This is a genomic window from Vibrio sp. R12-SG2-ISO1, assembly GCF_059834045.1.
Genome location: NZ_JCBDGO010000015.1, coordinates 234,215 through 253,927, shown reverse-complemented (window position 1 = coordinate 253,927; position 19,713 = coordinate 234,215). Strand labels below are relative to the sequence as shown.

The 19,713-nt window shown below is 51.1% G+C and carries 21 protein-coding genes; 6 read left to right on the top strand and 15 right to left on the bottom strand.

Translation table 11 applies throughout. From position 1 onward, the window contains the following. The first annotated feature begins 206 nt into the window (after positions 1-206). The gene (gene trmB, locus AC6R10_RS11625; protein WP_334568334.1) at positions 207-926 is read left to right on the top strand and encodes a tRNA (guanosine(46)-N7)-methyltransferase TrmB; all 720 of its coding nucleotides are present in this window, start codon (positions 207-209) and stop codon (positions 924-926) included. Between the two features lie 77 nt (positions 927-1,003). Then, complete coding sequence (glsB, locus tag AC6R10_RS11620) at positions 1,004-1,924, top strand: glutaminase B (protein WP_334568335.1); 921 nt, start codon at positions 1,004-1,006, stop codon at positions 1,922-1,924. Positions 1,925-1,976: 52 nt separating this feature from the next. Here glsB and hemW read toward each other — a convergent pair whose 3' ends face one another. The 7 genes from hemW to AC6R10_RS11585 all read right to left on the bottom strand — a co-directional run bounded on the left by hemW (position 1,977) and on the right by AC6R10_RS11585 (position 6,809). Continuing rightward, entirely contained in the window at positions 1,977-3,167 is a 1,191-nt protein-coding gene (gene hemW / locus AC6R10_RS11615) for a radical SAM family heme chaperone HemW (protein WP_500672311.1), read from the bottom strand. A 6-nt stretch (positions 3,168-3,173) separates the two neighbouring features. Continuing rightward, complete coding sequence (locus tag AC6R10_RS11610; RefSeq protein ID WP_334568337.1) at positions 3,174-3,773, bottom strand: XTP/dITP diphosphatase; 600 nt, start codon at positions 3,771-3,773, stop codon at positions 3,174-3,176. Between the two features lie 24 nt (positions 3,774-3,797). After that, positions 3,798-4,229, bottom strand: a complete 432-nt coding sequence (locus AC6R10_RS11605; RefSeq protein ID WP_500672310.1) for a DUF4426 domain-containing protein — start codon at positions 4,227-4,229, stop codon at positions 3,798-3,800. Between the two features lie 95 nt (positions 4,230-4,324). Then, the gene (gene yggU / locus AC6R10_RS11600; protein WP_500637062.1) at positions 4,325-4,615 is read right to left on the bottom strand and encodes a DUF167 family protein YggU; all 291 of its coding nucleotides are present in this window, start codon (positions 4,613-4,615) and stop codon (positions 4,325-4,327) included. Further along, positions 4,615-5,172: a YggT family protein gene (locus AC6R10_RS11595; protein ID WP_334568339.1), complete on the bottom strand. Its 558-nt coding sequence runs from the start codon at positions 5,170-5,172 to the stop codon at positions 4,615-4,617. The genes yggU and AC6R10_RS11595 overlap by 1 nt, the downstream gene beginning before the upstream one ends. Positions 5,173-5,222: 50 nt before the next feature. Then, positions 5,223-6,041: a pyrroline-5-carboxylate reductase gene (proC, locus tag AC6R10_RS11590; protein WP_500672309.1), complete on the bottom strand. Its 819-nt coding sequence runs from the start codon at positions 6,039-6,041 to the stop codon at positions 5,223-5,225. Between the two features lie 66 nt (positions 6,042-6,107). Continuing rightward, positions 6,108-6,809 (bottom strand): YggS family pyridoxal phosphate-dependent enzyme, encoded by a 702-nt coding sequence (locus AC6R10_RS11585; RefSeq protein ID WP_500672308.1) that lies wholly within the window; start codon positions 6,807-6,809, stop codon positions 6,108-6,110. A 24-nt stretch (positions 6,810-6,833) separates the two neighbouring features. Here AC6R10_RS11585 and AC6R10_RS11580 point away from each other — a divergent pair, with 24 nt between their 5' ends. Together AC6R10_RS11580 and AC6R10_RS11575 are read left to right on the top strand one after the other, a co-directional pair. Continuing rightward, entirely contained in the window at positions 6,834-7,871 is a 1,038-nt protein-coding gene (locus AC6R10_RS11580) for a type IV pilus twitching motility protein PilT (RefSeq protein WP_500672307.1), read from the top strand. Between the two features lie 10 nt (positions 7,872-7,881). Next, positions 7,882-8,988 (top strand): PilT/PilU family type 4a pilus ATPase, encoded by a 1,107-nt coding sequence (locus AC6R10_RS11575; protein ID WP_500672306.1) that lies wholly within the window; start codon positions 7,882-7,884, stop codon positions 8,986-8,988. Positions 8,989-9,050: 62 nt separating this feature from the next. Here the strand turns inward: AC6R10_RS11575 and ruvX are convergent, their stop codons facing one another. The 8 genes from ruvX to metK form a co-directional block, all read right to left on the bottom strand. Then, positions 9,051-9,473: a Holliday junction resolvase RuvX gene (gene ruvX, locus AC6R10_RS11570; protein ID WP_500672305.1), complete on the bottom strand. Its 423-nt coding sequence runs from the start codon at positions 9,471-9,473 to the stop codon at positions 9,051-9,053. A gap of 95 nt (positions 9,474-9,568) precedes the next feature. Beyond that, positions 9,569-10,132, bottom strand: a complete 564-nt coding sequence (locus tag AC6R10_RS11565; protein ID WP_334554101.1) for a YqgE/AlgH family protein — start codon at positions 10,130-10,132, stop codon at positions 9,569-9,571. A 77-nt stretch (positions 10,133-10,209) separates the two neighbouring features. Beyond that, positions 10,210-11,160 carry a glutathione synthase gene (gene gshB / locus AC6R10_RS11560; protein ID WP_487903653.1) on the bottom strand — a complete coding sequence of 317 codons (951 nt, stop codon included), beginning with the start codon at positions 11,158-11,160 and terminating at the stop codon, positions 10,210-10,212. Between the two features lie 16 nt (positions 11,161-11,176). Beyond that, on the bottom strand, positions 11,177-11,908 hold the full coding sequence (rsmE, locus tag AC6R10_RS11555) for a 16S rRNA (uracil(1498)-N(3))-methyltransferase (RefSeq protein ID WP_334553516.1): 732 nt from the start codon (positions 11,906-11,908) through the stop codon (positions 11,177-11,179). A 141-nt stretch (positions 11,909-12,049) separates the two neighbouring features. Further along, on the bottom strand, positions 12,050-12,739 hold the full coding sequence (locus AC6R10_RS11550) for an endonuclease (RefSeq protein WP_500672331.1): 690 nt from the start codon (positions 12,737-12,739) through the stop codon (positions 12,050-12,052). A gap of 199 nt (positions 12,740-12,938) precedes the next feature. Beyond that, a complete protein-coding gene (locus AC6R10_RS11545) occupies positions 12,939-13,436 on the bottom strand; it encodes a SprT family zinc-dependent metalloprotease (protein WP_500672304.1) in 498 nt (165 codons plus the stop codon). A gap of 89 nt (positions 13,437-13,525) precedes the next feature. Continuing rightward, positions 13,526-14,326, bottom strand: a complete 801-nt coding sequence (locus tag AC6R10_RS11540; RefSeq protein ID WP_334568345.1) for a DUF2189 domain-containing protein — start codon at positions 14,324-14,326, stop codon at positions 13,526-13,528. A gap of 485 nt (positions 14,327-14,811) precedes the next feature. Then, positions 14,812-15,966, bottom strand: a complete 1,155-nt coding sequence (metK, locus tag AC6R10_RS11535; protein WP_334553521.1) for a methionine adenosyltransferase — start codon at positions 15,964-15,966, stop codon at positions 14,812-14,814. A gap of 358 nt (positions 15,967-16,324) precedes the next feature. Here metK and tkt point away from each other — a divergent pair, with 358 nt between their 5' ends. Both tkt and epd read left to right on the top strand, forming a co-directional pair. After that, positions 16,325-18,319, top strand: a complete 1,995-nt coding sequence (gene tkt, locus AC6R10_RS11530; protein WP_500672303.1) for a transketolase — start codon at positions 16,325-16,327, stop codon at positions 18,317-18,319. Between the two features lie 162 nt (positions 18,320-18,481). Further along, positions 18,482-19,528, top strand: a complete 1,047-nt coding sequence (gene epd, locus AC6R10_RS11525; protein WP_500672302.1) for an erythrose-4-phosphate dehydrogenase — start codon at positions 18,482-18,484, stop codon at positions 19,526-19,528. Positions 19,529-19,713: the final 185 nt, after the last annotated feature.

Genomic DNA, 19,713 nt, shown 5'->3' with positions numbered 1-19,713 from the left:
TTATGGAGCAAAATTGCACCACAGAACACGCCTTGAGTGCAACCGACAATCTGTAGGGATATGTTGAGTTCATGGTTGAGCTTAGAGTTGTGTTGAGGCGCTTGAGCAATTGTCGCTTTGTGCGCGTAAAACACTTGCACCAGTGGCGATTCTTTGGATAATCACAATCCCTTTGAGGCGAGACCAATTTTTAGACAGGCAGAATCATGAGTGAAGTGACCACCAACGAGTACAACGAAGACGGTAAACTGATACGCAAAGTAAGAAGCTTTGTTCGTCGCGAAGGTCGTTTGACCAAAGGTCAAGAGAATGCGATGAAAGAGTGCTGGCCGACCATGGGCATCGATTACAAAGCGGAGCGACTCAATTGGCGTGAGGTGTTCGGCAATGATAACCCTGTCGTGCTAGAAATTGGTTTTGGCATGGGCGCCTCTTTGGTCGAAATGGCCAAGAATGCCCCTGAAAAGAACTTTATCGGTATTGAAGTACACAGCCCAGGTGTGGGTGCGTGTCTATCGGATGCGCGTGACGCAGGCATCAGCAACCTTCGCGTCATGTGTCATGATGCGGTTGAAGTGTTTGAGCACATGATCCCAGACAGCAGTCTGGCGACGTTGCAACTCTTTTTCCCAGACCCATGGCATAAGAAGCGTCACCATAAGCGCCGTATCGTTCAGCTTGAGTTTGCTGAGATGGTGCGCAAAAAGCTAATTGAAGGCGAAGGCATCTTCCATATGGCGACAGATTGGGAAAACTACGCGCAGCACATGATTGAGGTGATGAATCAAGCGCCGGGCTATGAGAATATCGCCACAGAGGGCGATTTTGTTCCTCGTCCTGACGAGCGTCCCCTCACCAAATTTGAAGCCCGAGGCCATCGTTTAGGCCACGGCGTTTGGGACATCAAATATAAGCGCGTTGGCTAATCTAAGCGCCACGTAGAGTCACAAAAGCCGACATGATTCATGTTGGCTTTTTTCGTTGAACTGATTGAGGTTTTGCAATGACACCGACCAATGACATGCTAGCGAGCATTCTCGATGAGGTGCGCCCACTGATTGGCAAGGGCAAGGTCGCTAACTACATTCCCGCGCTGGCGAGAGTGCCTGCAGACAAACTGGGCATGGCCGTTTTCACTAACCAAGGTGAGGTGTTTAAAGCGGGGGATGTCGATGAGCCCTTTTCGATTCAATCGATTTCGAAAGCGCTCAGCTTAACGTTAGCCATGTGTCTCTATCAGCCAGAAGAGATCTGGCGCCGTGTGGGGAAAGAGCCGTCTGGTCAGGCATTCAACTCTTTGATTCAGCTTGAAATGGAGCAGGGCATTCCACGTAACCCGTTTATTAACGCTGGCGCTATTGTGGTGGCGGATCTGCTCAGTTCGCGCCTTTCAGCGCCTAGGCAGAGGCTGCTGGAGTTTGTGCGTCAGTTATCCGGTGATACTCATATTTGCTATGACAAAGTGGTGGCCGCATCAGAGATGATGCACAGTGACCGCAATGCGGCGATCGCATATTTGATGCGCTCATTTGGCAACTTTGAAAACGAGGTCATCCCGGTGCTGAACAACTATTTTCACGCTTGTGCGTTGAAAATGAGTTGCGTCGACTTGGCGAAAACCTTCAGTTACCTCGCCAACAAAGGCACCTCGGTGCAAACACAAAAGCCGGTTATCACGCCGACACAAACCAAGCAGCTCAATGCGCTACTGGCGACGTGTGGTTTATATGATGGTGCGGGCGAGTTTGCCTATAGAGTGGGGATGCCGGGTAAATCGGGGGTCGGCGGTGGCATTGTCGCGGTGATTCCTGGTGAGATGACCATCGCAGTGTGGTCACCAGAACTGGACGCCTCTGGCAACTCATTAGCGGGCACTCGCGCCCTTGAGCTGTTTTCTCAGCGTATCGGGCGCTCTATTTTTTAGTGCTTGCTTTCTCTGGTGCTTATTAGGGCGCAGGTTGGCCTGTCGCGCGCCCTTATTCACTCTCATCCATAAACGCTGCGAGCAGGTCATTGAGAAACAATTTGCCTTTCTCGGTGACTTGCCAACTTGTTACGCTCTCATCGATATAGCCTTTTTCAACCGCCCAGTTCATGCTTGGCGCGATCACGTCCAGCGCTAAGCCAGTGGTGTCGATGAAGTCTTGCTTCGGACACGCTTCAAGCAAGCGAAAACGGTTCATAAAGAACTCAAAAGGGCGCTCTTTATGCTCGACTTGATGCTCATCAGATAGGTAGGGCTTGGTGAGGTTCTGATACGCCGCCAAGTACCCTTTGGGGTGTTTGATTTTCGTGGTCCGCACAATACGACCATCGGCAAAGCTTATCTTCCCGGCGCTGCCACAACCAATGCCTAGGTAATCGCCAAAGCGCCAGTAGTTGAGGTTGTGCTGACACTGATAGCCCGGCTTACTGTAGCCAGAGATTTCATACTGCACGTAGCCTGCTTGAGTGAGCTTTTGATGGCCCAGCTCGAAAATATCCCACAGCGCATCGTCATCCGGTAGTACGGGTGGTTTGGAGTAGAATAGGGTGTTGGGCTCAATCGTCAGCTGATACCAAGAGAGGTGCGGAGGATTGAGTTCGATGGCTTGTTCAAGATCGGACAACGCCTCTTGAACTGACTGATCCGGCAAGCCGTGCATCAAATCGAGATTAAAGCTGTTTAAACCTATGGTATGCGCAAGTTTCGCTGCGTTGACGGCTTCTTGCTCGCCGTGAATGCGGCCCAATCGCTGGAGTTTCTCTGCCGCAAAACTTTGCACGCCAATCGAGATGCGGGTCACTCCTGCAACTTGGTATCCGCCAAAGCGCTCAGCCTCTATCGTGCCAGGGTTGGCTTCCATGGTGATTTCAATGTCATCTTTAAACGCAATGCGCGTACGAATACCAGAGAGCAGGCGCTCAATGCCCTGAGGCGAAATCAAGCTTGGCGTGCCGCCACCGATGAAAATCGAGTGCAGGGGCCGCGGATTGGCATTGAGCTGGTAGCGCTCAATATCGCTGTCGAGATCCTCAAGCAGGGCATCAATGTATTGCGCTTCAGGAATCGTATCCTTGAGTGCATGGGAGTTAAAATCGCAGTACGGGCACTTTTGTACACACCAAGGGATGTGGACATAGAGACTGAGATTCGGAGGCGTCAGCTTGGTGATGAACGTGGACATGAGCGGTTACAGCGGCTGTTGTGATAGCTGAGCAAAGAGCTGCTTGAGCGCTTTACCTCGGTGCGATAGCTGCTTTTTGCGTGCGGGTTCAAGCTGTGCGCTGGCGCACTGATCTTCTGGAACAAAGAAAATCGGATCGTAGCCAAAGCCATGTTCACCTTGAGGCTCAGTCAAAATGCGCCCTTCCCACACGCCATGACAGACGATCGGAGTAGGATCTTGGTGATGACGCATCAAGACCAAAACACAATGAAAGCGCGCCGTGCGCTGCGCTTCTGGGACATTCTCCATCGCCGCGAGCAGCTTTTCTAAGTTCTGCTGATCGCTGGCACCTTCTCCGGCATAACGCGCAGAATAAATGCCCGGCGCGCCTTGTAGGTAATCGACTTCAAGGCCAGAGTCATCGGCAATGGCGGCCAGCCCCGTCTCTTTCGCGGCGTGGCGCGCCTTGATGATGGCGTTTTCGATAAAGGTGGTGCCTGTCTCGGCCACTTCTGATACCGCATAGTCACTTTGTGCGACCACATCAAAGCCAAATTCAGACAACAGATCCGCCATTTCGCGGACTTTACCTTGATTGCCCGTGGCTAATACGATTTTCTTCATACTTCTCTCGCTCTCTCTATCGTCTTACTCTTCGACATAAAATTTTTGGCTGAACTTTACTGGTCCTGTGCCTTTAATGCCAGCATTAACATCAATCGTGAACGACAAGGTTTCTTCATTGCTGATTGGAAACTCGGCGATATAGTAAATCGCTTCGCCTTCTACTATTTCGCGGAACGCCAATGTTTTGCTTTGGCCAATCAGGTTTTTGGCCTGACCGCTGACCACTGCCTTGATAGCAGGTTTGCCGGCAGCTGAGTTGTCGAGCGCACTGATATTGAGGATAGCCGAGTAGCCGTTGCGTTTGAGCTGGTAGCTGCGTGCTACCGCTGGGGTCAAAAAGGTCGAATTGAAGGCGGAGTAGTGCACTTCGATGTCTTTGATGGTTTTGAACTGCTCGGCGGCGCTAGGGAGTGACAGCAGAGCGAGTAGAAATAGGCAAAAGCGAGCTTTCATGAGCATTCCTTTCAATGATTGTTTTTCATGCCTGGTAGACATAATCTCCTTACATGACTAGACAGCATGAGGCTTGAGCGTAAAAGTAAGCCACCCTAGAGGATGGCTTGGATAACTGGCGGTATCTGCTTGGCATCGGCGATGCGCACTTGTTTGTGGCGGCCCAATTCGCCTTTTTCTATCGCCACCATGCCCTTGGCCACTTTGCATTGCTTGGCAAGATATTTGGTGAGATGCGCATTGGCTTTACCGTCTACAGGAGGGGCGGTAATGGCGACTTTTAATTCATCACCATGCAGCCCAACGAGACTATCGCGGCTCGCTTTAGGTTGGATATAGAGGCGCAACACCAGATCGCTGCCCTCTAGCCAAGCCGCGAGTGCCATTAGAGCTGATACCAAATGGGGCCAATGATGTCGCCCATCAGAAAGTTAGCAAACTGCAACACGATAAACAGCACCAGTACGCTCAAATCAAAGCCGCCCATGGCTGGAAGAATGCGGCGAATCGGCGCCAACATAGGTTCAGTCAACTGATGGAACACGTACTCAATTGGGCTGCGGCCTTGGCTGACCCAGCTCAAAATCGCGCGGATCAGGAGAACCCAGAACAGTAAGCTGCCCGCGGCTTTGAGCAAAGAGAGCAAGCCAAGGAACAGGAAGTCGGCACTGAAGGTGACTGAGCCGCCTGAGGCAATCAAAATCAAGGCGACAAACTTCAAGACGCACAACACGTAAGCAAATAGCACGGTGGCGAGATCAATGCTGCCTACCGATGGGATCACGCGGCGCAGCGGCGCAACGACCGGTTGTGTCGCTTTAACGATAAATTGCGAGAAGGGGTTATAGAAATCGGCGCGCGCCGCTTGTAACCAGATCCGCAAAATGACGACCATAATGTAGAGGTCGAACAGTGTGGAAATCAAAAAACTCATTGAATTCATAGGGTAACCTTACTTCGTCGACCCAAGGGTCGGGCTGTTAAAACAGAACTTTAAAACAGTGTTTCCATCTCTTGCGCACGGCTGACCGCAGCTTGCATTGCTTTGGCTACTATAGCGGAAAGTTGGTGTTCGTTGAATGTACGCAGCGCTTCTGCGGTAGTACCCCCTTTGGAGGTCACCTGCTCGCGCAGTGTCGACAGTTCAATATCTGGGTTGGCGACCACCATCTCAGCCGCGCCCAATGCCGATTGCTGGACGAGCAATCTGGCGGTCTCTTTGTCAAATCCTTGAGCCATCGCCTCTTGCTGCATCGCTTCCATAAATAGGAAGAAGTATGCCGGCGCGCTGCCTGCGGCGGCAATGATGTTGTTGATGCCGGACTCTTGCTCTACCCAGCAGCAGCGGCCCACTGCGCTCATCAGCTGCTCAGCAAAGGCTTTGTCGCTATCACTGACGCTCTCTGGCGCGTAGAGACCGCTCATCCCTTTGCCGAGTTGCGATGGTGTGTTTGGCATAACACGCACCAGTGGCGCCTTTGTGGCGAGCATCTCTTGTAGGCGTTGGCAATGAATGCCTGCGGCAATAGAAATGACCAGTTTGTTGGAAAAGTTGATGCCCTGCAGTGGCTGGCAGACCGCTTCCATCATTTGTGGCTTGACTGAAAGAACCACCACATCCGCATCGTTCGCTGCTTGAATATTGTCGCTGGTGGTGTGAATGCCATAGGCCTCTTCCAGTGGCAAGCGGCGCGTGGTTGACGGCGCCGTCGCGGTAATCAGTGAGGCTGGGTAACCATCGGCGACAAGACCAGCAACGATAGCGCGAACCATATTTCCTGCGCCAATAAAGGCAATCTTCTTCTGTTCCATGGCGGAGTGAATCCTTATCTGTGTTATTTGGCCCAAGTGTCGGCCCGTAATAGTTGGGGATGGCGCTTAACTACGGGCGCCAAAAATCGCGCTACCGATACGCACCATAGTGCTGCCTGCTTCAATTGCGGCGTCCATATCCCCGCTCATGCCCATCGATAATGTATCTAAGGTGACGTCGGGCAAACGTTGCGCCAACGACCTCTGCAACTCAGCCAGTTTAGTGAAAGCACCTAGCTGAGCCGCGTAATCGGGTGTACTGGCCGGAATGGACATCAATCCTCTTAAAGTGAGGTTGGGCAGCGTAGAAATCAACTCTGCGAGTGCGAAGATTTCTTCGCGACTGGCGCCGGATTTTGAGGCTTCGCCACTGGTGTTGACTTGAATGAGCACTTGCAGCGGCGCTAGGCCTGCTGGTCGCTGGTCATTAAGGCGCTGCGCTATTTTGGCGCGGTCAACAGTATGTACCCAGGCGAAATTCTCCGCCACGATACGGGTTTTGTTCGATTGAATCGGGCCGATGAAGTGCCACTCCAACGCTAACTCTGGGTGATTTTGGCGAAAGTAATCGACTTTATCCGCCCCTTCTTGGACGTAATTTTCGCCAAACGCACGTTGCCCAACCTGCGCTGCTGCAAAAATATCGGCAACAGGTTTGGTTTTACTTACCGCGAGAAGTTGCACTGAGTCTCGAGGGCGTCCACACTTTTGTAAGGACGCATCAATCTGTGAGGTGATCTGTTCGATGTTTTGTTGAATACTACTCATAGCTAACTTTATTAAGGAATTGAAATGGATATCGCTGAGTTACTGGATTTTAGTGTAAAGCATAATGCCTCAGATCTACATCTTTCTGCTGGGGTTTCTCCAATGATTCGTATTGATGGTGATGTCAGAAAGCTGGGCGTTCCTGCTTTGTCGCACTCTGAGGTGCATCGCTTAGTGTTCGACATCATGAATGATGCTCAGCGCAGCGAATTTGAAGAGCGCCTTGAGGTCGATTTCTCCTTTGAACTCTCCGATGTTGGCCGTTTTAGGGTCAACGCCTTCAATCAAAGCCGTGGCTGTGCGGCGGTCTTTCGTACTATCCCGACTGAGATCCCAAGCCTAGAACAGTTAGAGGCGCCAAAGATTTTCTCCGACATTGCCAATATGGAAAAAGGCTTAGTGCTAGTGACTGGGCCCACTGGCTCGGGTAAATCCACCACATTAGCTGCCATGGTGGATCACATTAATCGCCATCACAATAAGCATATCCTCACCATTGAAGATCCGATTGAATTTGTGCACAGCAACAATAAGTGTTTGATTAACCAACGTGAAGTGCACCGTGATACCCACAGCTTCAACAACGCGTTGCGCAGTGCGTTACGTGAAGACCCGGATGTGATTTTGGTTGGTGAGCTGCGTGACCAAGAGACAATCAGCCTTGCTCTCACCGCTGCAGAAACCGGTCACCTGGTGTTTGGTACGCTGCACACCAGTAGCGCCGCGAAAACCATTGACCGGATTATTGATGTGTTTCCGGGAAGCGACAAAGACATGGTGCGATCTATGCTGTCTGAATCCTTGCGCAGCGTTATCGCCCAAAAACTGCTCAAGCGCCTTGGCGGGGGACGGGTGGCGTGTCATGAAATCATGATGGCGACGCCGGCGGTTCGTAACCTTATCCGCGAAGATAAAGTGGCGCAGATGTACTCAGTTATTCAAACGGGCGCGGCGCACGGCATGCAAACCATGGAACAAAATGCCAAGCAGTTGATCATGCAAGGCTTGGTGGATGCCGACGAAGTGGCGAAGAAAATTGAAGTGCAAAGCACGCCATTTTAAGAGGTGACGGATGGACATTACAGCCTGTTTAGAAGAGATGGTGGCGCGAAAAGCGTCGGATCTCTATATCACGGTAGGCGCGCCGTTGTTGTATCGCGTCGATGGTCAGCTTAAAGCGCACGGTGAAACGCTGACTCAACCTGATGTGGATGCGCTCTTGGTCGGCATGATGGATGAAAAACGCCAAGCGGAGTTTGCCGAGACGCACGAAGCCAATTTCGCCATTGTGCGAGAGGTGGGGCGCTTTCGTGTCTCGGCGTTTCACCAGCGCGAGTTACCCGGCGCGGTCATTCGTCGCATTGAAACCAAAATCCCAACGTTTGAGCAGTTAAAGCTGCCCGAGGTGCTGCAAGACCTGGCGATTGCGAAACGGGGCTTGGTGCTGGTGGTGGGCGCGACGGGCTCGGGTAAATCGACCACGATGGCCGCGATGACGGGTTATCGCAACCAGCATCGCAGCGGGCACATTTTGACGGTCGAAGACCCGATAGAGTTTGTTCATGAACACCAGCGCTGCATCGTGACTCAGCGCGAAGTGGGGCTAGATACCGAGAGCTACGAGGTGGCGCTGAAAAACTCATTGCGCCAAGCACCGGATATGATTTTGATTGGTGAGATCCGCAGTCGTGAGACGATGGAGTACGCCATGACCTTCGCTGAAACGGGCCATTTGTGTATGGCCACACTGCACGCCAACAACGCCAACCAAGCGTTAGAGCGGATCTTACATCTGGTGCCGAAAGAGCAAAAAGAGCAGTTCTTGTTTGACCTGTCGATGAACCTGCGCGGCGTGATCGCTCAGCAGTTGATTCGCGATAAAAACGGCCAAGGACGTCACGGCGTGTTTGAAATTCTACTCAACAGCCCACGTGTCTCGGATCTGATTCGTCGCGGCGATTTGCATGAGCTGAAAAGTACCATGGCCAAATCCAACCAAGTGGGTATGCAGACCTTTGACCAAGCACTGTATCAACTGGTGGTGGAAGACAAGATCAACGAAGAGGATGCCTTGCACAGTGCTGATTCTGCCAATGATTTGCGTATCATGCTGAAAACCAATCGCCAACAAGGCTTTGGCGGTGGGGCGTTGGATAACGTTAAGATTGATATGGATTAGAGTGGCGAGTTCCTAGTTCCTAGAAGGAGGGAATTTGATAGAACTCGCTTTAGGAATTAGGGTTATTGGTATTGGGCTTCAAACCAGCTTTCTAGAATGATCACGGCGGATTGGCAATCAACGTTGCCTTTGGTGAGCGCTTTGTAGCCGCCCATCGAGAACAGCTCGGAACGGGCTTCGGTGGTCGAGAGGCGTTCATCGTGCAGCTCTACCGGTAGGCCAAATCGGCCATGTAGGCGGTTGGCGAATTTTTTGGCTCGCGGCGTGATGCTTTCGAGATCTTTGCCGTGCAGGTCTGTGGGTAGTCCTACCACCAACAGATTCGGTTGCCACTCAGCAATCTGCTTTTCTATCTCATCCCAATTGGGAATGCCGTCTTTGGCTTTAAACGCTTTGAGCGGTGAGGCGGTGCCAGTAATTTCTTGGCCAATGGCGCTGCCAATGCTTTTGGTGCCGTAGTCGAAGGCCATGATGGTTTTAGACATAAGGGTTCTGCTTAGTGAAATTAGATTCGTGAAATTAGAGTGAATCAGCGGCGAGGGGTTATCGCCGCTTATCGTTTTAGCGCAACACGGAATGGTCAGGCATGGCCAACGTCGTTGGACAGCTGTGCGACGTCAATGCCGAGCATCTGCACCGCTTTTTGCCAGCGATCGGCAATCGGGGTATCAAAGATGACCGACGGGTCGGCTTCAATGGTGAGCCATGAATTCTCTGAGAGCTCCGACTCCAGCTGACCCGCCTCCCAACCGGAATACCCCAGTGCGACCAAGTAGCGATTGGGCTCTGCTTCGGTGCCGAGCACACTCAAAATGTCTTTTGAGGTGGTGACACTGATTTCACTGGTCATCTGAATGCTGGATTCATACGTGTCTTTAGGGCGATGGAGAATAAAACCTCGGTCTTCAGACACTGGCCCGCCATTAAGGACCGGCTTTTCCAGACTGTCTGTGTTGAGCTGCGGATGAACGGGCTGCACATCGACGCGTTCGAGCATTTTTCCAATGGTGATATCAATAGGCGCATTGATCATGAGACCCATAGCGCCCTCTTCGTTGTGTTCACACACATAGATGACACTGCGCTTAAAGTAGGGATCTTTCATCCCCGGCATGGCAACGAGAAAATGGTTGGTTAAATTCATCATGACTCCACCTTAAATTGAGCGGCACCCACAGCGCGAATGCCGATCAAGAGCTGGGTTATCCCATCACCGATAGATTATTTCTGCTCAATGCGACGTTCAATCGCATCCATCAGCTTGCCGGTAATGGAGATATCAAATGCGGCTTCGATTTCACGAATACACGTTGGGCTGGTAACGTTAATCTCAGTCAGTTTGTCGCCGATGACGTCAAGGCCAACAAAAATGAGCCCCTTTTCTTTAAGTGTAGGCGCTACAGCGAGAGCGATCTGTTTATCTGTCTCACTCAGTGGCCTTGCTTCGCCACGTCCGCCTGCAGCTAGGTTACCGCGAGTCTCTCCTTTGGCTGGAATACGCGCTAAGCAGTAGGGCATCGGTTCGCCATCCACCACCAAAATACGCTTGTCACCATTGCTGATATCTGGGACGAAAGTTTGCGCCATCGCGTAGTGTTGACCATGGTTGGTCAAGGTTTCGATGATCACGGAAACGTTAGGATCGTTCTCTTTTACACGGAAGATCGACGCGCCGCCCATGCCATCCAATGGTTTTAAAATCACGTCGCCATGTTGCTCACGGAAGGCTTTGATCTTGTCTGCGCTGCGAGTCACTAAAGTGGTTGGCGTTAGCTCTGGGAACCACGCGGTAAACAGTTTTTCATTGCAGTCGCGCAAGCTTTGCGGCTTGTTGACGATCAAGGTGCCTTTTTCTTCGGCGCGCTCAAGGATGTATGTCGCGTAGATGTATTCGGTATCAAATGGGGGATCTTTACGCATCAATACCGCATCAAGCTCTGACAGCTCAATGGTCTGCTCAGACTTAAACTGATACCAGCCGCTTGGATCTTCTTTTAGCTCCACCACTTTGGTGTCCGCAATCGCGACGCCCTGTTCTAGGTGAAGATCCTTCATCTCCATGTAGTGAATTTCGTAGCCGCGGCGCTGCGCTTCCAGCATCATGGCAAAGCTAGAGTCTTTTTTGATGTTGATGGACGAGATCGGGTCCATCACGATGCCGAGTTTGATCATGGATAGTGTTCTCCGTTTAGCCAAGATCGCCAAAGCGAACTTGTAGGGCGGTAATAGCGGTAAGGGCTGCGGTTTCGGTACGTAGCACGCGAGGACCGAGCAGCGTCTCTTCAAATTGGTATTGCTGCGTCATATCGATTTCATCGCTAGAAAGGCCGCCTTCAGGGCCAATCAACAAACGCACTTTTTCTACCGGAGTCGGTAGCGTGTTGATTGAGTATTTGGCGCGCGGATGCAAATTGAGCTTCAAGCCATCGAATTGCTCTTGGCACCACGCTTCGAGCGACATAATCGGGCGAATGGTAGGAACGGTATTCCGGCCGCACTGTTCACAGGCGCTGATAGCAATTTTTTGCCATTGAGCGAGCTTTTTCTCAAAACGTTTGGGGTCGAGTTTGACGCCACAGCGCTCAGAGATAAGGGGCGTAATGGTATTGACGCCAAGCTCCACGGATTTTTGAATCGTGAACTCCATTTTATCTCCGCGTGAGATCACTTGACCTAAGTGCAGATCCAGCGGTGACTCGCAGCTTTGCTCAACGCGCTCTAATACCTCGACGTCGACGTTTTTCTTTCCTACAGCGGTAATGGTGGCAGGGAATTGTGCGCCGCTGCCATCAAACAACAGCACCTGTTGACCCTCTTTCATGCGCAGCACTCGGCCGACGTGGCCGGCGGCATCGTCACTGAGGGCGAGAGGCCCAAGCTGGTGGATGGTCTCTGGGTGATAGAGTCGTGGCATGCGCATTGCGTTGGTTTCCTGCAAATCCAAAAGTTATCCCACTAACATGGATGCCTTTGAGCGAAAAAACAAGGGGCTAGCGTGAGATAAAGCGTGCTGAGAAGTCGAGTGCCTAGTTCTTAGTTTCTAGTTCCCAGAGCTAGGTGGTTATGGGGTTGCTTGGCATGCCTCAACCACAAACGGGTTGTGATTGCCTTGCACTTTAGCGATGCGTTTGTCACGTTCACACTCCCAGGCGTCGGCGGGGTAGGTTTTATTCCATGCATTCATTAGCTTGGTTTGCTTGTTTGAGAGTTTAAATCCGTACTCTTTACTCATGTAGAGATAGGTGCGAGCAATGGAGCCACGGGCTCGATCGGGTGGCATCACTTCACGCTGTTTGAAGTTGACCTGCATCTCACAGCGCCCATAGCTCACCCCTTGAACCCCATTCCACTGGCTAAAGTTGTAATTTGAACGATCGCCGTTGACCTCACCAATCGCTGGGGTCAGGTTATGCAAATCGGCTTCCATTGAGCGAAATTGCTGATCGTTTTTCGTGCAGTATTTACGCCCACCTTGTTGCCAGCATTGGCGCTGATGACCAAATTGCCAAGCAGGCACCACATGCTCCCACTCAATGCGAGAGGCTCGGCGCTCTTGCTTACGCACCTGATAGCCGCATGAGTTAAGATCCGGCGTGCCTTTGCGCCCTTGCCACTCAATATTACAGCCACAGTAAAAGCTGGTGGGGTGATCGGCGTAGATCTTGACCGCTTCCTTCTTTGCTTTGGAAAAAGAGGACGGCGGCGCTGCGTGCGCGAAAGAGAAAGCAGAAGAGAGCGTCAGCGAACTCATCACAGTAAACCAAAAGGGCAGTCGAGACATAATGAAACCTGAGTGAGCGTTAAAGCATGAAAAGAGTATTATTTTTCACAGTCTAGCACGCAAAAAGGTAGTATTTTAGTGATGATGTTATTTGTTACGCTGAACGAGATCGCGCCATAGGGTGTGTTTTAGTGGTGATAGATAGCTGGCAGGGATGGAGTGCGGGTGATTACGACAACTGTTTGCCAGAAAATACCAGTGTCTGCTGACACTGTTGGCAGCGATAGCTTGCTTGGTTGCGCTGCACTTTATTGTGGCGTCGAATAGAGAGCGGGTAGTCACGACACGCACAGTGGTATTCAAAGGTTTTACCTTGAACAGAGTTGACAGCAAAGCTGTGGGTGGTGTTGGCTTTGACACCGAACACTGATTCCATGACCCCTTGCCACTCTTTGCCGTGCGGGCGAACGCGACCATAGACTTGATAGGTGACAAGGTGGGCCACTTCATGGGGGATCACTTCTTGGAGAAACGCCGCTTGATTCTCCGCAAACAGCACCGGATTGAGGCGGATTTCATTGAGTTGCAGGTACGCTTTTCCTGCCGCTTTGCCGCGCAGCTTAAACGAGAGCGTTGGCATAGGAAACGGCCGGCCGAACGCTTGGCGGGCTTGCTCGATGCATTGCGCGATCACTCGCTGAGTTGAATAGGTGAGGGTCAGATCCACAGGTGACTCATCTTCGCTGGCAGAGATACAGGATAAAAAACGCCCCGAGAGAGCTCGGGGCGTTCACTATACCTCAAATCGGCCACATGTTAAGGGTGATGGCGTTTCTTAATCACCTCATGATACGCGTGCCAAGTGGCGTAGCCGAGTATCGGCATCGTAAAGAGCATCCCGATACCATAAGTGGCAAAGCCAATTAAGATCCCGCCACAAATGATCGCAGCCCAGACGATCATGGCACCAATATTGGATTTGACGGCGTTAAAGCTACTGAATACGCCGGTCATCATATCCACGCGTCGCTCCATCATCAGCGGAATGGCGAACGCTGAGATACTGAACACAACACACGCCAGCACTAAGCCCACTAAGGAGCCGATGATCAAGAAGGGGAGAAAGTCGCTCAACGGCGCCCCTTGTACCGACGGGTAGAGTGCGTGCAGCAGCGCCGCGATACGCATCCAAAAAATCATACACACCGCAAGCAGCACGGCAAACGCCCATTGTGAAGTGGAGTTACGTCCGATGGCTTTCATCGAGTGAAGCAAACTCGGTTTATGACCGCGCTCTCGCTCCCAGCTTGCGTCATATAAACCGAGCGCTAAAAAAGGCCCAATGAGCATATAGACGACCAGACTGGGCATCACCACAAGGTGGGTACCTTGCCACTGGACGAGGAGAACAATGCCGATGGCCGCCGCCATAAAGCACAAGCCGTAGAAAGCGCTAATCAGCGGCATGCGAACAAAGTCGTGCAAGCCGAGCGCGAGCCAATGAAATGGGGCAGAGATACTGACCTGATTACACGGTATGGTGCGCGCGTATTCGTGGTCGCTGACTTCCTTATGTTTTTGCTCTTTGAAGTCATGTGGGTTAACCGTACGAGGCATAACTCCTCCTTGATCAATCTCGATTCTCATCCTCTTCTTTGCCTTTTGAGTGGTGGCCGAGAAAAGGGGTTGTTACGTATTTGTAAACAAAAGACGTTTTTAAACGCAAGCCGTTCGCAAACACGAGAGAGTGCTGACCCGATTCGCTGATGTGCTCCTAGACGCTGACGTTAAAGGGTGTGAACTCTCAGTTTCATGTTGATGCCGTGATCTGAACACCAGCTTTGCGCGTGTTACTCGGCGCAGAGGGGATGGCAGTCACGTCTGGTTTTATACGTAAAGACGTCATCCTTGGATGCGTTCATTTAACATATTGTTAACTATTGACCTCAATGGCGTAAATTACAACCTGGGAGGTTAAATTTTGTTCAATGATGGGTGGGGATGCGAGGTCGGGGTGAGCAAAGCGAGCGAGGAGGCTAGATGGCAGGCAAAAGAAAGGGCTTTTGGCGAACCAAAAGCCCTGAAATAGTGTGGCTCAGTGATTACTTGAGACCAGCGAAGTCACGCAGTTCTGCGGCTTTATCCGTCGCTTCCCAAGGGAACTCTTCACGACCAAAGTGGCCGTAAGCGGCGGTCTTCTTGTAGATTGGCTGAAGTAGGTTCAGCATCTCTTGCAGGCCGTATGGGCGTAGATCGAAGAACTGACGTACCGCCTCAATGATGATGTCGTGCGAGACTTTTTCAGTACCGAACGTTTCCACCATGATAGACGTTGGATCCGCAACACCGATTGCGTAAGACAATTGGATTTCACAGCGATCAGCCATACCCGCCGCGACGATGTTTTTCGCCACGTAACGTGCTGCGTAAGCGGCACTACGGTCTACTTTCGATGGATCTTTACCAGAGAATGCACCACCACCGTGACGCGCTGCGCCGCCGTAGGTATCAACGATGATCTTACGACCTGTCAAACCACAGTCGCCCATTGGGCCACCGATAACAAAACGACCGGTTGGGTTGATGAAGAAGTTAGTGTCTTTGTTGAGCCACTCAGCCGGTAGAACAGGCTTGATGATCTCTTCCATTACCGCTTCGCGCAGATCCGGCGTTGAGATAGAGTCACAGTGCTGAGTTGACAGTACGACCGCATCGATACCAACGATCTTACCCTCGTTGTACTGGAACGTAACCTGAGATTTTGCATCTGGACGCAACCATGGCAGCGTGCCGTTCTTACGCACTTCCGCTTGCTTTTGCACTAGGCGGTGTGAGTAAGTGATAGGCGCAGGCATGAGGACTTCAGTTTCGTTACACGCGTAACCAAACATGATGCCTTGGTCACCGGCACCTTGCTCTTTTGGATCCGCTTTGTCGACACCTTGGTTGATGTCTGGAGACTGTTTACCGATGGTGTTTAGCACTGCACACGAATCCGCGTCAAAGCCCATGTCAGAGTGAACGTAGCCAATTTCACGTACGGTTTGGCGTGTTAACTCTTCGATGTCTACCCATGCAGAAGTGGTGATTTCACCGCCGACCATGACCATACCGGTCTTGACGTAGGTTTCACACGCTACGCGAGCTTTTGGATCTTGCTCGAGGATCGCATCGAGAACCGCATCTGAGATTTGGTCTGCAATTTTATCTGGATGGCCTTCTGATACGGATTCAGAAGTAAACAGGTGCTTAGCCATGAGAGCTCCATTTAATCTGTTGGATGGGCGTCATTGCTCGCCCAGCACAAAAATAATGTTAAATTATGTAGGTGTATCTACATCTAGACGTCTATTCTAGTTTTGCGTGCTCGAATTACAAGTTATTTTTGTGATTTAAGTAGAGTAAAAACGCGTATTTTTCTCAATCCGCCGCGTGAGGTAAAGAGCAATCGTTTGCATCAAACAGTAACGAAAACCGGCGGTCTTCGAGAAATTTGCAATAAATATCGTAGATCTGGCGTTGATTAGACAGTAATCGATTGCACCCGCGCAGATGCTCTGCGAGAATTATCGCCCACCTTAGTTATCAATTCGCTTAATGCATTCAGGAGCAGACATGTCTTCTCGTAAACACTTGGCCAATGCAATTCGTGCACTTAGCATGGATGGTGTTCAACAAGCTAATTCCGGTCACCCAGGCGCACCGATGGGGATGGCGGATATCGCCGAAGTTCTTTGGCGTTCACACTTAAACCACAACCCAGCGAACCCAGAATGGGCAAACCGCGACCGTTTTGTGCTATCAAACGGCCACGGCTCAATGCTGATTTACTCTTTGCTGCACCTAAGTGGTTACGAGCTGTCTATTGACGATCTGAAAAACTTCCGTCAGCTTCATTCAAAAACGCCGGGCCACCCAGAATATGGTTATGCACCGGGCGTAGAAACCACCACAGGTCCTCTTGGTCAAGGTATCACTAACGCAGTGGGCATGGCGCTGGCAGAGAAAGCATTAGCGGCGCAGTTCAATAAAGAAGGCCATGACATCATCGACCACTTCACCTACGTATTCATGGGTGATGGCTGTTTGATGGAAGGGATCTCTCACGAAGCATGTTCACTAGCGGGCACTCTGGGCCTTGGCAAGCTGATCGCTTTTTGGGATGACAATGGCATCTCGATTGATGGTGAAGTGGAAGGTTGGTTCTCTGACGATACACCAAAACGCTTTGAAGCTTACGGTTGGCACGTTATTCCAGCTGTCGATGGTCATGATGCTGAGGCGATCAACGCCGCCATCACTGCCGCGAAAGCGGACCCTCGCCCTACTCTAATTTGTACTAAGACCATCATTGGTTTTGGTTCACCAAACAAAGCGGGCTCTCACGATTGTCACGGCGCGCCACTAGGTGCAGACGAAATCAAAGCTGCGCGTGAGTTCCTAGGTTGGGAGCACCCAGCGTTTGAGATTCCAGCTGATGTATACGAGCAGTGGGATGCGAAAACCGCAGGCGCAGCATCTGAAGCGGCGTGGAACGCTCAGTTTGAGGCTTACGCAGCAGCGTACCCATCTGAAGCGGCAGAGCTAAAACGTCGTCTCAACGGTGAGCTTCCTGCGCAATGGGAAGAGAAAGCGAATCAAATCATTGCTGATCTGCAAGCCAACCCAGCGAACATTGCCTCGCGCAAAGCGTCTCAAAATGCGCTTGAAGCGTTCGGTAAAATGCTGCCTGAGTTTATGGGCGGTTCGGCGGACCTTGCGCCATCCAACTTGACCATGTGGTCGGGCTCAAAATCACTGGAAGCAGACGATTTCTCAGGTAACTATATTCACTACGGTGTGCGTGAGTTCGGTATGACGGCCATCATGAATGGTATTGCGCTGCATGGCGGTTTTGTCCCTTACGGTGCGACCTTCTTGATGTTTATGGAGTACGCTCGTAACGCGATGCGTATGGCCGCGCTGATGAAAATTCAGAACATCCAAGTGTACACGCATGACTCGATTGGTCTGGGTGAAGATGGCCCAACGCACCAACCCGTTGAGCAAATGGCGTCACTTCGCCTAACGCCAAACATGAGCACATGGCGTCCATGTGACCAAGTGGAATCTGCGGTCGCTTGGAAATTGGCGATTGAGCGTAAAGATGGCCCAACGTCTCTGATTTTCTCTCGTCAAAACCTCGCGCAGCAAGCGCGTGACGCTGAGCAAGTGGCTAACATCGCTAAGGGTGGTTACATCCTAAAAGATTGCGCGGGCAAGCCAGAGCTTATCCTTATCGCCACCGGTTCTGAAGTGGAACTGGCTGTTGAAGCGGCGGCGCAGCTAACCGCTGAAGGCAAGCAAGTACGCGTGGTGTCTATGCCATCGACGGATGCGTTCGATAAGCAAGACGCAGCGTACCGTGAATCCGTACTGCCAGCAGACGTAACAGCTCGTATCGCTATCGAAGCGGGTATTGCGGACTTCTGGTACAAGTATGTCGGCTTTGGCGGCAAGATCATCGGTATGACGACCTTCGGTGAATCAGCGCCTGCTGGAGAGCTGTTCAAGCTGTTTGGCTTCACGACAGAAAACGTTGTGAACACAGCGAAGGAACTGCTTGCTTAATCGTGGCGATGTAGTTTGAAGGAAACCGAGTCGTGAGTGGCTCGGTTTTTTTTATTTAGTTCCTAGTGCCTAGAAATATGCGGTTTTGGGGATTGGAACTCGCATCTGGGCACGGGCTCAGTTACTATCTGTGACACGAAAATCAGGTGGGGTGAAGAAAGGATGCTTAAAATTGCGATCAATGGATTTGGACGTATCGGTCGTAATGTGTTGCGCGCGGTTTACGAGAGCGGCAAACATCAGCAGATCAAAGTGGTCGCGGTCAACGAGTTGGCACAGCCTGATGCGATGGCGCACTTACTGCAATACGATACGAGCCACGGTCGTTTTGGCAAAAAAATCACGCATGACCAAGAGCATATCTATATTCATCACGGCGTCGTGGAGAGTGGCGACTTTGATTCGATTCGGATTTTGCACCTAAACGACATAGAGTTACTGCCTTGGCGCGATCTTGAGGTCGATATGGTGCTCGACTGCACCGGTGTCTATGGCTCGCAAGCCGATGGCCAAGCGCACATCAAGGCCGGCGCTAAAAAAGTGCTGTTCTCCCACCCAGGCGCCAATGATCTCGACCACACCATCATCTATGGCGTGAACCATGAAACATTAACCGCAGAGCATCGCGTCGTTTCTAACGGTTCGTGTACGACTAACTGCATTGTCCCTATCATCAAAGCGTTGGATGATGCTTTTGGTATCGATTCTGGCACGATCACCACCATTCACTCCTCAATGAATGATCAGCAGGTGATTGATGCGTATCACAGCGATTTGCGTCGTACTCGAGCAGCCAGCCAATCCATCATTCCAGTTGATACGAAATTGCACAAAGGGATTGAAAGAATCTTCCCGAAATTTTCCAACAAATTTGAAGCCATATCCGTGCGCGTTCCCACGGTAAACGTCACTGCGATGGATTTAAGTGTCACAATTAATACGAATGTGAAAGTTAATGACGTAAATCAAACCATTGTTAACGCATCTCAGTGTACATTACACGGCATTGTTGACTATACTGAAGCGCCGCTCGTATCGATTGACTTTAATCACGATCCCCACAGTGCCATTGTTGATGGTTCCCAGACTCGCGTGAGTAATGGGCACCTGGTCAAAATGTTGGTTTGGTGTGATAACGAATGGGGCTTTGCGAACCGCATGCTGGATACTGCGCTCGCAATGCAGGCCGCTTCAGAACAAGCTGGGTAGTGCCGTTTAGCGGTCATTTTCACCCAGATTGGAAGCGCCGAAAGGCGGTGGAGTAATATTTATTTTTACCCTTGAAATAAATATTGATAATCTCCATATCAAAACCAGTTTGAAGAATTAATAGGCTTGGCAGGGTTGCCGAGTGACTGAAAACTTTATTTTTTGAATAGTTGAGAGGACAAACC

Bases quoted from the DNA above. Each gene is read 5' to 3' on its own strand.
- trmB (WP_334568334.1), top strand. From the start codon at position 207: ATGAGTGAAGTGACCACCAACGAGTACAACGAAGACGGTAAACTGATA.
- glsB (WP_334568335.1), top strand. From the start codon at position 1,004: ATGACACCGACCAATGACATGCTAGCGAGCATTCTCGATGAGGTGCGC.
- hemW (WP_500672311.1), bottom strand. From the start codon at position 3,167: ATGTCCACGTTCATCACCAAGCTGACGCCTCCGAATCTCAGTCTCTAT.
- AC6R10_RS11610 (WP_334568337.1), bottom strand. From the start codon at position 3,773: ATGAAGAAAATCGTATTAGCCACGGGCAATCAAGGTAAAGTCCGCGAA.
- AC6R10_RS11605 (WP_500672310.1), bottom strand. From the start codon at position 4,229: ATGAAAGCTCGCTTTTGCCTATTTCTACTCGCTCTGCTGTCACTCCCT.
- yggU (WP_500637062.1), bottom strand. From the start codon at position 4,615: ATGGCACTCGCGGCTTGGCTAGAGGGCAGCGATCTGGTGTTGCGCCTC.
- AC6R10_RS11595 (WP_334568339.1), bottom strand. From the start codon at position 5,172: ATGAATTCAATGAGTTTTTTGATTTCCACACTGTTCGACCTCTACATT.
- proC (WP_500672309.1), bottom strand. From the start codon at position 6,041: ATGGAACAGAAGAAGATTGCCTTTATTGGCGCAGGAAATATGGTTCGC.
- AC6R10_RS11585 (WP_500672308.1), bottom strand. From the start codon at position 6,809: ATGAGTAGTATTCAACAAAACATCGAACAGATCACCTCACAGATTGAT.
- AC6R10_RS11580 (WP_500672307.1), top strand. From the start codon at position 6,834: ATGGATATCGCTGAGTTACTGGATTTTAGTGTAAAGCATAATGCCTCA.
- AC6R10_RS11575 (WP_500672306.1), top strand. From the start codon at position 7,882: ATGGACATTACAGCCTGTTTAGAAGAGATGGTGGCGCGAAAAGCGTCG.
- ruvX (WP_500672305.1), bottom strand. From the start codon at position 9,473: ATGTCTAAAACCATCATGGCCTTCGACTACGGCACCAAAAGCATTGGC.
- AC6R10_RS11565 (WP_334554101.1), bottom strand. From the start codon at position 10,132: ATGAATTTAACCAACCATTTTCTCGTTGCCATGCCGGGGATGAAAGAT.
- gshB (WP_487903653.1), bottom strand. From the start codon at position 11,160: ATGATCAAACTCGGCATCGTGATGGACCCGATCTCGTCCATCAACATC.
- rsmE (WP_334553516.1), bottom strand. From the start codon at position 11,908: ATGCGCATGCCACGACTCTATCACCCAGAGACCATCCACCAGCTTGGG.
- AC6R10_RS11550 (WP_500672331.1), bottom strand. From the start codon at position 12,739: ATGAGTTCGCTGACGCTCTCTTCTGCTTTCTCTTTCGCGCACGCAGCG.
- AC6R10_RS11540 (WP_334568345.1), bottom strand. From the start codon at position 14,326: ATGCCTCGTACGGTTAACCCACATGACTTCAAAGAGCAAAAACATAAG.
- metK (WP_334553521.1), bottom strand. From the start codon at position 15,966: ATGGCTAAGCACCTGTTTACTTCTGAATCCGTATCAGAAGGCCATCCA.
- tkt (WP_500672303.1), top strand. From the start codon at position 16,325: ATGTCTTCTCGTAAACACTTGGCCAATGCAATTCGTGCACTTAGCATG.
- epd (WP_500672302.1), top strand. From the start codon at position 18,482: ATGCTTAAAATTGCGATCAATGGATTTGGACGTATCGGTCGTAATGTG.